This window comes from Bradyrhizobium sp. 17, from assembly GCF_023073515.1.
Classification (GTDB): Bacteria; Pseudomonadota; Alphaproteobacteria; order Rhizobiales; family Xanthobacteraceae; genus Bradyrhizobium; species Bradyrhizobium canariense_D.
This window is the reverse complement of record NZ_JADPJQ010000130.1, coordinates 194286-206756: the sequence shown is the minus strand read 5'-3', so window position 1 is coordinate 206756 and position 12471 is coordinate 194286. Positions and strand designations below refer to the sequence as shown.

The window sequence follows — 12471 nt, the reverse complement described above, 5'->3', positions numbered from 1 at the left end:
ATAAGAAGGTGGGCACGGCGCTTCACGCCTTGCCTACCGTGCAGCAGCCTTACTTCAGCGGCTCCAGCACGGAGACGTAGTTGGCAACCGCCGCACCGCCCATGTTGAAAATGCCGCCGAGCTTTGCATTCTTGAGCTGCATGCCCTCGGGCGCTTGGCCGGCGAGCTGCATCGCGGTCATCACGTGCATGGAGACGCCGGTGGCGCCGATCGGATGGCCCTTGGCTTTCAGGCCACCGGACGGATTGACCGGCAGCTTGCCGTCCTTGAGCGTCCAGCCTTCCTTGATGGCACGGGCACCCTGCCCCCGCGGCGTCAAGCCCATCGCTTCGTACTCGATCAGCTCGGCGACGGTGAAGCAGTCATGGGTCTCGACGAAGGAGAGATCGGAAAGTGTAACGCCCGCCTTCTCCAGTGCGCGCTGCCAAGCGACCGTGCAGCCCTCGAACTGGAGGATGTCGCGCTTGGACATCGGCAGGAAATCCTGGGCGTGCGCGGTGGCGCGGAAGCCGATCGACTTGCTCATGCCCTTGGCGGTTTCCGCGTCGGCCAGCACCAGGGCAGCGGCACCGTCCGAGACCAGCGAGCAGTCGGTGCGCTTCAGGGGGCCGGCGACGTAGGGGTTCTTCTCGCTCTCGGCGCGGCAGAAGTCGAAGCCAAAGTCCTTGCGCATCTGGGCGAAGGGATTGGCGACGCCGTTCTTATGGTTCTTGGCCGCGATCAGCGCCAGTGCATCGGACTGGTCGCCGTATTTCTGGAAATAGGAGCTGGCGATCTTGCCGAACACGCCGGCGAAGCCGCCGACAGTGTCGCCGTCCTCGGGCAGATAGGACGCCTTGAGCAGGTTCTTGCCGATCTCCGGGCCCGGCGTGCGCGTCATCTGTTCGACCCCGACAACGAGGACAATCCTGGCCGCGCCGGCCGCGATCGCGCGCACGCCCTGATGGACGGCGGCGGAGCCGGTGGCGCAGGCGTTCTCGACCCGGGTCGCCGGCTTGAAGCGCAGCTTCGGGTCGGCCTGGAGCACCAGCGAGGCGGTAAAATCCTGGGGCGAGAAGCCGGCGTTGAAATGGCCGAGCACGATCTCGTCGACATCGCCGGCCGAAATGCCGGCATCCGCCAGCGCCTCATTGGCTACCTTCACCACAAGGCTTTCCACGGTCTCGGTGTCGAACTTGCCGAACGGCGTATGCGCCCATCCGACGATGCTGGCGGTCATGGTCATTCTCCCTGGCGCTCTCTTGCTGACCTAAGTCTTAGCTCAGGGATGGCAAGACTTCACGCGGGTTTAAGGGCCTCGAGGGTGCGCTGGCAGATGGCAGTTATGCCGGCCCAGTTCCCGGCCCTGATCTCCGCCGTCGGGCACAGCCAGGAACCGCCGACCGCGACCACATTGGGCTCCGCGAGCCAGGTTGCCGCATTGGCCTCGCCGACCCCGCCGGTCGGGCAGAACCGCACGTTCGGGAACGGCCCACCCAGCGAGCGCAGCCCCTTGATGCCGCCGGCCTGCTCGGCCGGGAAAAATTTTGCAATGTCGAAGCCGTAGGACAGCGCCATCATCAGCTCGGAGGCCGTGGCGATACCCGGCGCAAACGGCAAGGAGCTATGGGTGGCGGCCTTCAAGAGGTCCGGGGTCAAGCCCGGGCTGATGCCGAACGCAACGCCGAGCTTCTCGACACGGGTAAAGTCGGCCGGATTGAGAATCGTGCCGATGCCGACCACCGCCTCGGGCACCTCGGCCATCATCGCCCTCGCCGCCTCGATCGCAACAGGGGTACGCATGGTCACCTCCAGCGTGCGGACGCCGCCGGCCACCAGCGCACGCGCCAGCGGCACCGCATCCTGGATACGCTCGATGGTGAGGACGGGAATGACAGTCGCGGCCTTGAACAGCGCGGCGAGGTGGTTCTGTTGGGCAGTCGTGGTCATCTTGGCTTTCGTTTCACTTGGTCGCTTGACGCGTGGTCGCCGGCCGATGCCGTTTCTTCGGCGGCATGGCATAACCCGGAATGATGGCGCCGGAATAGCAGATGACGAGGCTGGCGAGGCGGTGCCCGGCCTGCGCGGCCTCGACCGGGTCGGAACCGGCGAGCCGTGCCGCGATATAGGCCGCCGCAAAGCTGTCGCCGGCCGCGGTGGTGTCGACCACGGGCTTGGTCATGGGCTCTGCGCGGACCTCGTAGGGCCCCCCGGGAAAGCGCAGCAGGCTGACCGGCTCGGCGAGCCGGAACACCAGCTCGGGGCTTGGGATGCGCGCCATCAACTGCTCGTGGCTTTCGCCGGGATAGAGAGCGAGCAGATCCTCGGTCGAGGTCAGCACGATGTCGGCTGCCGCGAAGGCCGATGAAAACACCTCGCGCGCGACCTCACGATCCGGCCATCCCCGCGCGCGAAAATTGGTGTCGAACACGAAGCGGGTGCCAAGCAGACGCGCGCGCTTGATCGCCGCGAACAGGCGCTCGCGCCCGGCCGCGTCGTAGATCGAGAGCGTGATCGCAGAGAGATAGACGATGTCGTAGCTCATCAGCGAGTTGAGGAGATCGTCCGTCTCCGGCAGGTTCATCAGCTGGCGCGCCGCCGCACTGTCGCGCCAGTGGAAGAACTGGCGCTCTCCCTTCGCATCCAGCTGGATCATGTAGAGGCCGGGCAGCTTGCCCGGCAGCCGCGCGACGCGCCTCGTGCCGACGCCCTCCGCAGTCCAGGCCGCGATCATCTCATCGCTCAGGGCATCGTCGCCAAGCGCGGTGAAATAATCGACCTTGACCTCGAGCCGCGCGAGGTAAACGGCCGTGTTGAGGGTGTCGCCGCCGAATCCACGCGAGTAGAGGCCCCCGCCCTGCCCGCTGGAAGGTCCGGCGGATTGTCCACCCTGGGCCTGCCGGAGCTCGACCATGCATTCGCCGATGCAAGCAACGCTCGCCATCACTTTACCCGCTCAGTCAGAGATCAGGCGACGAAATTGCCGCCGAGCTCGTCTTCGATGTGAATGCGGATGATGTCGTCGAAAGTCTTCTCGGCAGTGGTGAAGCCGAGCTCGAGCGACCGCTTTGCATTGAAGTTGCGCGGCCAGCCGCCGACGATGCTGACGATAAAGGGATCGGGCTCCCGCTTGATGCGGGCGGCGACCTTGTCGCCGGCGACGCGCTTCAGCGCAGCGATCTGCTCGCCAACCGTCGCCGACAGACCCGGCATGGTCAAATTACGGCGCGGCCCCACCGCGGCGAGGTCCATGGTGCCGGCATGCAGCAGGAAGCCGACGGCGGAGCGCGGCGTGGCATGCCAGTGGCGGACGTCCTCGGACACGGGAAGAACCGCTTCCTTGCCGGCCAGCGGCTCGCGCAGGATGTTGGAGAAGAAGCCCGATGCCGCCTTGTTGGGCAGGCCGGGCCTGATGCAGATGGTCGGCAGGCGGATGCCGATGCCATCGAAGAAGCCGCGGCGGGAATAGTCGGCCAGCAGTAATTCGCCGATCGCCTTCTGCGTACCGTAGCTCAGAAGCGGCGTGTGGAAGAACTCGTCGCCGATCGCATCGGGGAACGGCGCGCCGAACACCGCGATCGAGGACGTGAAGACCACGCGCGGCTTGTAGCCGCCGCCTGCAAGCCTGACGGCATCGAGCAGCATTCGCGTGCCGTCGAGATTGATGCGGTAGCCCTTGTCGAAATCGAGCTCGGCTTCGCCCGAGACGATCGCGGCGAGATGAAAGATCACGTCCGGACGGCCGGCGATCAGCTTTTCGGCCGCACCCGGCACGGCGAAATCGCTCGACACGGTCTCGACGGCAAAACCGGCTCTTTCGGGCGCCTTCGGCTCGACCACGTCATGCATGGTCAGCTTGGTGATGTCGCTCTTGCCGAGCCGGCCGTCGCGCGACAACCGTTCGCACAATTTGCGGCCGACCATGCCGGCGGCGCCCAGAACCAGAATGTGCAAGAGCCTACTCCTTTTTATTGGCCGGAACGCGCCGATTTCGGCGATTCGTCCCGGCGCGCTCTCGAGGCAGGCCCCGCGATCATTCCTTCACGGCGCCGGTCATCGCCGACACATAATACTCCACGAAGAAGGAATAAAGGATAACTACGGGAACCGAGCCGGTCAGAGCCGCCGCCATCAGCGCACCCCAATGATAGACGTCGCCATTGACGAGCTCAGTGATCGCGCCGACGGGGATCGTCTTGTTTTCGGACGAGGAGATGAAGGTCAGCGCGTAGATGAACTCGTTCCAGGACAACGTGAAGGCGAAGATGCCCGCCGAGATCACGCCCGGCAGCGAAAGCGGCAGCGTGATCTTCATCAGAATCTGCAGCCGCGTCGCCCCATCGATCAGCGCACACTCCTCCAGCTCATAGGGGATGGTGCGGAAATAGCCCATCAGGAGCCAGGTGCAGAACGGGATCAGGAAGGTCGGATAGGTCAGGATCAGCGCCAAATTGCCGTCGAACAGCCCGAGCTGAAACACGATCGCCGCCAGCGGAATGAACAGGATCGATGGCGGCACCAGATAGCCGAGGAAGATCGCAAGGCCGACATAGCGCGAGCCCTTGTAGCGCAGGCGCTCGATGGCGTACGCGGCGCAGACGCTGGCGAACAGCGAGATGAAGGTCGAGGACACCGAGACGATCACGGTGTTCCACATCCAGAGCGGATAGTCGGTATCGAAGAACAGCTTCTTGATGTGCTCAAGCGTCGGATGCACGATCCAGAACGGATTGTACTTTTCGTAGTCGTACATCTCCGCGTCCGGCTTGAACGTCGCGACCGCCATCCAGTAGAACGGGAACAGCAGGAAGAAGATGATCAGGCCGAGCGGAAGGTAGACCCGAAAAAACTTCCGCGGGAAGCTCTCGAGATAGTCCATTCCGACGCTTTGGTCGTCTGCCGTGGTCATGGTCAGTCCCTCCCGCCCTGCTGCCAGCGGGAACGCTGAAGCCCGAAAAAGCTGAGCAGGATCGCCGCGACCAGGAACGGAATCATCGCGTTCGAGATCGCCGCCCCCTCGCCGAGATTGCCGCCGGTGATGGCGCGCTGGAACGACAGCGTCGCCATCAGATGGGTGGAGTTGATCGGTCCACCCCGCGTGATGGTGTAGATGAGCTGAAAGTCGGTGAAGGTCATCAGCACCGAGAACGTCATCACGACCGCGATGATCGGCGACAGCATCGGCAGCGTGATGTGGCGGAAGCGCTGCAGATTGGTGGCGCCGTCGAGATTGGCGGCCTCATAGAGCGAGGGCGAGATGGTCTGTAATCCCGCCAGCAGCGTGATCGCCACGAAAGGAACGCCGCGCCAGATATTGGCGGCGACGACCGACCAGCGCGCATTCCAGGGATCGCCAAGGAAATCGATATAGCGCGTGATCAGGCCGGCCTTGATCAACACCCAGGAGATGATCGAGAACTGGCTGTCATAAATCCACCAGAACGCGATCGCAGAGAGCACCGTGGGCACGACGAAGGGCAACAGCACGATCGCCCGGATCATCGACTTCATCGGCAGCCGCTCGTTGAGCAGCAGCGCCAGGTAAAGGCCGATGGCGAATTTCACCGCGCTGGCGGCGACCGTGTAGAAGATGGTGTTGAACACCGAAAGCCAGAACACTGAGTCCTTCGCCAGCGAGACGAAATTCTGGAAGCCGATGTAGCGCCCGGCGCCGCCGATCTTGGTGTCGGTCATGCCGAGCCAGAAGCCCAGCGCCAGCGGGTAAGCCAGAAACAGGATGAGGATGGCGATTGCCGGCACCATGAACATCGCGCCGAGGAAATGCCGGCTCTCGAATGCTCTGGTCCACAAGCTGCTGCGCTTGGCCTGCGCGACAGTGGACTCGGCCATAACTGCCATGTCGGATTCCCCTCGACGAAAAGTCGCGGCGTCCGGCGAACCGGACGCCGCGTAGATTGGAGCTGATCAGACCTGATAGTAGCGCTTGGCGCGCTCGGCTGCGCGTGCGGCTGCCGCCTTCGGCGTCACCGAGCCCGACGCCGCCTCGGCGAACATGTCGACGACGACGAAGTCGCCCATCACCGCGGCCGAGGCATAGCCGAGATCGCCGGCATAGCCGTTGTCGCGGCAGCGCTTCAGGCAGTCGCGATACGGCGTGATCTTCGGATCCGACGTCCACACCGGGTTGTCGTTGTAGGCCGGAAGCGGCGGTGAGACGTAGCCGTTGGAGGAGACCTCCCAGGCGTCGTAGTTCGCCTTGTCCATCATGAACTTGATGTATTCCTTGACCGCCTTCGGATACTTCGAGTGCTTGTAGCCGTAATAAACCAGCACGTTCTGCTGCTCGGTCGACACGCCGACCGGACCGATCGGCATCGGCGCGTGGTTCATGTCCTTGGCGATCTCCTGCTGCTTCGGATCGGTCGAGTTCTTTCCGACGGTCCAGATCGAGATGCCGTTCAGCGTCAGGCTGAGCTCGCCGTTGAGGAACGCCTTGTTGTTGTTCGAGTCGTTCCACGACAGCACGCCGGGGATGAAGGTCTCGTAGAGCTGCTTGACGTATTCGAGCGCGGCGATCGTCTCCGGCGAGTCGATCACGACCTCGTTCTTTTCATTGACGACTTTGCCGCCGAAGGCCCACAGCGCCCACTGGCACCAGCCGTTGGCGTCACCCGTGGCGTGGCCGAGCGCGAAGCCGGCCGGCGTGTTGTTCTTCTTCAGCGCCTGGCAGAGCTTGAGGAAGCCGGCAGTGTCCTTGGGAAATTCATCGAAGCCGGCGGCCTTCACGTGGCTAACGCGATAGTTCAGGCAGCCGCCGGTCGCGCCCTGCGGAATGGCGATCCAGCTGTTGCCCTTCTTGCCGTAGCGTTCGGCAACCGGGTACCAGCCGCCATACTGCGCGCCGAGATAGTCGGCGACGTCAGTCATGTCGATCAGCTTTTCCGGGAATTTGTGGGGATCATCGAGCGTTCCGATGATCAGGTCGGGACCGGCGCCGACATTGGCGGCGACCGCGGCTTTGGGGCGGATGTCCTCCCAGCTCTCGGCCTCGAGTTTGATCTTGACGCCGGTCTTCTCGGAGAACGCCTTGGTCTGCTCGGCGAATTTGTCGAACTCGGCCTGAATGAACTGCTTCCAGCGCAAGACGCGGATGGAAGCGTTCGGCTCGGGCGTGTTGGTCCACTCCGCCGCGCGTACCGGGACAATGCCCGGGCCGGCCAGCAGCGCCGCGCCGCCCAGACCGACTTTAAGCACACTTCGCCTGTCGAAATCGCTCATCGTTCTCTCCCTAAATTTTATATTTGTATTGGGTCGTCTTGTATTGGGGCAGTTCTGCTTGGCAGTTCTTTGGCGTCGCTATACGCGTTTGCCCGTCGCCTCGTCGAACAGATGAATCACGGAGGGATCGGGCTTCAGCTTGACCTTGTCACCCGGGTTGAACTGGTGACGTTCGCGGAAGACCGCGACGACCTGCTCACCACCGAGCTTCGCAAACACCTGCGTTTCCGAGCCGGTCGGCTCGACCACGACGATCTCGGCATCGGCGCCGTCGTCAGCGATGGTGAAATGCTCGGGACGCACGCCGTAAACGACAGGACGCCCGTCGGACGCCGCCGGCGCGTTCCTGAGCGGCAGCTTGACGCCATTCGGCCCCTCGAAGGTCGCAACGCCGTTGACCCGCACATGACCCTTCAGGAAGTTCATGGACGGCGAGCCGATAAAGCCGGCGACGAACTGGTTCTCGGGCTTGTCGTAGAGCTCGAGCGGCGTACCCATCTGCTCGACGATGCCGTCATGCATGACCACGATTTTATCGGCCATGGTCATGGCCTCGATCTGATCGTGGGTGACGTAGACCGTCGTGGTCTTCAGCCGCTGGTGCAGCTCCTTGATCTCGGTGCGCATCGCGACGCGCAGCTTGGCGTCGAGGTTCGACAAGGGCTCGTCGAACAGGAACACCTGCGGATCGCGCACGATGGCGCGGCCCATGGCGACGCGCTGGCGCTGGCCGCCGGAGAGCTGGCGCGGATAGCGTTCGAGCAGCGGCGACAGTGCCAGGATCTCGGCGGCGCGCTTGACGCGCTTGTTGATCTCCTCGGTGCTCTCGCCCCGCAGCTTCATCGAGAAGCCCATGTTCTCGCCGACCGTCATGTGCGGATAGAGCGCGTAGTTCTGGAACACCATCGCAATGTCCCGCTCCTTGGGCTGGACATTGTTGACGACGCGGTCGCCGATCGAGATCGTGCCTGAGGTGATGTTCTCGAGACCGGCGAGCATGCGCAGAAGCGTCGACTTGCCGCAGCCGGAGGGGCCAACCAGGACAACGAACTGGCCGTCCTCGATCGGAATCGAAACGCCGTGCAGGACTTCAAAATTGCCGAACGATTTCCGCACGTCGCGGATTTGCACAGACGACATCTAGCTCCCTCCTCGAAAGTCCACGACGCATCTCGCGCCGCGACCGTCTTGTTTTTTCAGACTTCACCGAACGAAGCCCAACCTTAGCGGGCGACATTGTCGGCAGTTTGCGCGGTTTTGGCAATTTGTCTTTGGTTAGTCCGTGCTGGTAGCGCTGTCAACGTTCCTTTGTTTGCGACAGTGAGTGTGTTAAGAGCAGCAAATGGGTCGAAACCGCACCAAGTCAGGCAAAATCCGGCTGGCGGAAGTCGCCGAGCTCGCCGGCGTAAGCCCGATCACAGCGTCCCGCTTCTTCCGCAATCCCGAGGCGCTGTCGGTGGCCAAACGGACCCGGGTCGAAAGCGCGGCCAGGGAGCTTGGCTATGTGCCGAACCTGGCGGCGCGCGCGTTGGCCTCGCAGCGCACCGAGGTGATCGGTGTCTTGATTCCGTCGCTGACCAATAACGTGTTCTCCGACGTGCTACGCGGCATCTACGACGCCTCCGAAAACAGCCGTTACTCGATCCAGTTGTCCAACACACGCTACAGTATTCTCCAGGAGGAGAAGCTGCTGCGGCTGTTTCTTGCGCAGAAGCCGGCCGGGCTGATCGTCACCGGCATCGACCAGACCACGGAATCGCGCGCAATGCTCGATGCCGCCGACTGCCCGATCGTGCAGATCATGGAGATCGGACCCAATCCGATCGACATGATGATCGGCTTTTCGCACTATGACGCAGCCCGTGCGGCGGTTGCGCATCTGTTCGCGCAAGGTCACCGCAAGATCGGTTTCGTCGGCGCACGGATGGATCCGCGGGTGCAGCGCCGGCTCGACGGATACGTCTCGGCCATGAAAGACGCCGGACTGTTCGACCAACGCCTCGTCGTCACCACGGCGACTCCGACCTCGGTAACGCTCGGAGGCGCCCTGTTCACCGATCTCCTGGCGCGGGAGCCCGGCATGGACGCGGTGTTCTGCGCCAATGACGACCTCGCGCTGGGTGTGCTGTTCGAATGCAGGCGCCGCGAGATCGCGATCCCCGAACAGATCGCGATCGTAGGCTTCAACGATCTCGAATTCATGGCCTCCGCCGTCCCGACTTTGACGAGCGTGCGCACCAACCGCTACGAGATGGGCAACACGGCCGCCAGCATGTTGATCGAGGCGATCGACGGACGGCGCCCGGAGCACCCGGTGCTCGATCTCGGCTTCAAGGTGATCGAGCGGCAAAGCTCGTCGGCCCGGCGTTCCGACAACCGGCCAGCCGTTTCAGGCGGGGGCGTCGCGAACAAAATGGTAGCGTTACCAAGTGGCCATGACTAGTATCGGATTTGTGAGGAAACGACCCGCCAGCGGGCAGGCAAATCGTCGCTCGCGCCGTTGGGCATCGCACAAGCCGAAACCATAAAACGGACGCCAGTGCGTTTGCATTGCAGGAGAAACCAATGACAAAAAAACCAACCAATGGGCATGCCCCCGCCGGCAAGGGCGCTCGCCGCCACCTCCGCTCGCAGGAATGGTTCAACAATCCGCATAATCCGGGCATGACCGCGCTCTATATGGAGCGCTATTTGAACTACGGTCTCACCCGCGCCGAGCTCCAGTCCGGCAAACCGATCATCGGCATCGCGCAGACCGGCAACGACCTCTCCCCCTGCAACCGCCACCATATCGAGCTTGCCCATCGCGTCCGCGAAGGCATCCGCGAGGCCGGCGGCATTGCGATGGAATTCCCGACCCATCCGATCCAGGAGACCGGCAAGCGCCCGACCGCGGCGCTCGACCGCAACCTCGCTTATCTCGGCCTCGTCGAAATCCTCTACGGCTATCCGCTCGACGGCGTGGTGCTGACCACGGGCTGCGACAAGACCACGCCGGCCTGCATGATGGCGGCGGCGACCGTCAACCTGCCCGCGATCGTGCTGTCGGGCGGGCCGATGCTGAACGGCTGGCACAATGGCGAGCGCACCGGCTCCGGCACCATCGTCTGGAAATCGCGCGAGCGCCTCGCCGCCGGCGAGATTGACTATGAAGAATTCATGGAGATCGTGGCGTCATCGGCGCCCTCGGTCGGCCATTGCAACACCATGGGCACCGCTTCGACCATGAACGGGCTCGCGGAAGCGCTCGGCTTCTCGCTGCCGGGCTGTGCGGCGATCCCCGCCCCCTATCGCGAGCGCGGCCAGATCGCCTACGAGACGGGAAAACGCATCGTCGACATGGTCTGGGAAGACCTCAAGCCTTCGGACATCCTGACCCGCAAGGCGTTCGAGAACTGCATCGTGATCAATTCGGCGATCGGCGGCTCGACCAACGCACCGATCCACATTAACGCGCTGGCGCGCCACATCGGCGTCGAGCTCTCCATCGACGACTGGCAGAAGGTCGGCCACGACGTGCCGCTGCTGGTGAACATGCAGCCGGCCGGCTTCTATCTCGGCGAGGAATTCCACCGCGCCGGCGGCGTGCCGGCCGTGGTGCGCGAACTGATGAAGCACAAGCGCATCCACGAGGACGCGGTCACGGTCAACGGCCGCGGCATCGGCGAGAACTGCGCCAATGCGCCAAAACCCGACAACGACGTGATCTGGTCTTACGACAAGCCGCTGGTGAAGGACGCCGGCTTCCTGGTGCTGAAGGGCAATCTGTTCGATTCCGCGATCATGAAGACCAGCGTGATCTCCAAGGAGTTCCGCGATCGCTACCTCAGCAACCCGACCGATCTCAATGCATTCGAGGGCCGCGCCATCGTGTTCGAGGGTCCCGAGGACTATCACGAGCGGATCGACGATCCCTCACTCGAGATCGACGAGCGCTGCGTGCTGTTCATCCGCGGCACCGGCCCGATCGGCTATCCCGGCGGCGCCGAGGTCGTGAACATGCAGCCCCCTGCGGCGCTGATCAAGCGCGGCATCATGTCCCTGCCCTGCATCGGCGACGGCCGCCAGTCGGGCACCTCGGGCTCCCCTTCGATCCTCAATGCTTCGCCGGAAGCCGCCGCCAATGGCGGGCTCGCGATCCTCAGAAACGGCGACAAGGTACGCGTCGATCTGAACAAGGGCAGTGCCAACATTCTCATCTCCGACGACGAGGTGAAGAAGCGCCACGCCGAGCTGGCGGCGAATGGCGGCTTCAAGCATCCGCCGAACCAGACGCCGTGGCAGGAGCTTTATCGCAACACCGTCGGCCAGCAGTCGACCGGTGCCTGCATGGAGCTCGCTACGCGCTATCAGAACGTCGCCGGCACATTTGGCGTAGCGCGGGATAATCACTGAGTTAGGAACACGTAGCCCGGGTGAGCGGAGCGACACCCGGGACATCCGCTCCCAGATATCGCGCTCGCGCGCTCATCCGGGCTACGGCACTGAGAAAATCGAGGAGAATACAATGGCAGACCGCCTCAAGGGAAAGCGCGCCGTCATCACGGCCGCAGCGGCAGGCATCGGGCGCGCATGCGCCATTGCATTCGCGCGTGAAGGCGCAACCGTCATCGCCACCGACATCAATGAGAGCGGCATCGCGAGCCTGGCTAAGGAAGGTATTGCCGAGACTGCGAAGCTCGACGTGCGCAGCACCGCCGACGTTAACGCCTTCGCCAAGCGCGTCGGCAAGGTCGACATCCTGCTCAACGCGGCGGGCTTCGTGCACCACGGCACCATCCTGGAGTGTTCGGAAGAGGATTTTGATTTCTCGTTCGACCTCAACGTCAAGTCGATGCACCGGACCATCAGGGCCTTCCTGCCGGACATGCTCGCGGGCGGCGGCGGCAGCATCGTCAACATCTCCTCCTGCGCGGCGCTGCGGCCGCCGGCCAACCGTTACGTCTACAGCGCTTCGAAGGCAGCGGTGTCGCTGCTGACGCGCGCGGTCGCGCTCGACTTCATCACCAAGGGCATCCGCTGCAACAGCATCTGCCCGGGCACCGTCGAGACGCCTTCGATGCTCGACCGTGCCGCAGCGCAAGGGCCGCAGGGCAAGGAGATGTTCGTCTCCCGCCAGAAGATGGGCCGGCTCGGCACCGCCGACGAGATCGCATCCATGGCGGTCTATCTCGGCAGCGACGAGAGCGCCTTCACCACCGGTGTCGACCTCGTGGTCGACGGCGGCTACATGCTCTGACGCCAGAGGCCCGG

General features: G+C 63.6%; 11 protein-coding genes. 3 read left to right on the top strand and 8 right to left on the bottom strand.

The genetic code is table 11. The features are described from left to right. Nucleotides 1–49: 49 nt before the first annotated feature. The 8 genes from IVB13_RS37125 to ugpC form a co-directional block, all read right to left on the bottom strand. Nucleotides 50–1219 carry an acetyl-CoA acetyltransferase gene (locus IVB13_RS37125; RefSeq protein WP_007609038.1) on the bottom strand — a complete coding sequence of 390 codons (1170 nt, stop codon included), beginning with the start codon at nucleotides 1217–1219 and terminating at the stop codon, nucleotides 50–52. 59 nt (nucleotides 1220–1278) lie between these two features. Further along, on the bottom strand, nucleotides 1279–1929 hold the full coding sequence (gene eda / locus IVB13_RS37120) for a bifunctional 4-hydroxy-2-oxoglutarate aldolase/2-dehydro-3-deoxy-phosphogluconate aldolase (protein WP_018459241.1): 651 nt from the start codon (nucleotides 1927–1929) through the stop codon (nucleotides 1279–1281). A gap of 13 nt (nucleotides 1930–1942) precedes the next feature. Beyond that, nucleotides 1943–2923 carry a sugar kinase gene (locus tag IVB13_RS37115; RefSeq protein WP_247369216.1) on the bottom strand — a complete coding sequence of 327 codons (981 nt, stop codon included), beginning with the start codon at nucleotides 2921–2923 and terminating at the stop codon, nucleotides 1943–1945. A gap of 23 nt (nucleotides 2924–2946) precedes the next feature. Beyond that, nucleotides 2947–3933: a D-erythronate dehydrogenase gene (denD, locus tag IVB13_RS37110; protein ID WP_247492509.1), complete on the bottom strand. Its 987-nt coding sequence runs from the start codon at nucleotides 3931–3933 to the stop codon at nucleotides 2947–2949. 79 nt (nucleotides 3934–4012) lie between these two features. After that, the gene (locus IVB13_RS37105; RefSeq protein WP_007592322.1) at nucleotides 4013–4888 is read right to left on the bottom strand and encodes a carbohydrate ABC transporter permease; all 876 of its coding nucleotides are present in this window, start codon (nucleotides 4886–4888) and stop codon (nucleotides 4013–4015) included. A gap of 2 nt (nucleotides 4889–4890) precedes the next feature. After that, nucleotides 4891–5838, bottom strand: coding sequence for a sugar ABC transporter permease (locus IVB13_RS37100; RefSeq protein WP_007592324.1), 948 nt, complete (start codon nucleotides 5836–5838; stop codon nucleotides 4891–4893). Nucleotides 5839–5904: 66 nt separating this feature from the next. Then, nucleotides 5905–7218: an ABC transporter substrate-binding protein gene (locus IVB13_RS37095; RefSeq protein WP_018459245.1), complete on the bottom strand. Its 1314-nt coding sequence runs from the start codon at nucleotides 7216–7218 to the stop codon at nucleotides 5905–5907. Nucleotides 7219–7296: 78 nt separating this feature from the next. Further along, nucleotides 7297–8358 carry a sn-glycerol-3-phosphate ABC transporter ATP-binding protein UgpC gene (ugpC, locus tag IVB13_RS37090; RefSeq protein ID WP_007592328.1) on the bottom strand — a complete coding sequence of 354 codons (1062 nt, stop codon included), beginning with the start codon at nucleotides 8356–8358 and terminating at the stop codon, nucleotides 7297–7299. 202 nt (nucleotides 8359–8560) lie between these two features. On the opposite strand from ugpC, the gene IVB13_RS37085 reads away from it, so the two are divergent. The 3 genes from IVB13_RS37085 (at nucleotide 8561) to IVB13_RS37075 (ending at nucleotide 12457) form a co-directional block, all read left to right on the top strand. Further along, nucleotides 8561–9661 (top strand): LacI family DNA-binding transcriptional regulator, encoded by a 1101-nt coding sequence (locus tag IVB13_RS37085; protein ID WP_247297558.1) that lies wholly within the window; start codon nucleotides 8561–8563, stop codon nucleotides 9659–9661. Between the two features lie 122 nt (nucleotides 9662–9783). Next, entirely contained in the window at nucleotides 9784–11613 is a 1830-nt protein-coding gene (locus tag IVB13_RS37080) for an IlvD/Edd family dehydratase (RefSeq protein WP_247369212.1), read from the top strand. 112 nt (nucleotides 11614–11725) lie between these two features. Further along, nucleotides 11726–12457, top strand: a complete 732-nt coding sequence (locus tag IVB13_RS37075; protein WP_018459248.1) for an SDR family oxidoreductase — start codon at nucleotides 11726–11728, stop codon at nucleotides 12455–12457. Nucleotides 12458–12471 lie beyond the last annotated feature (14 nt).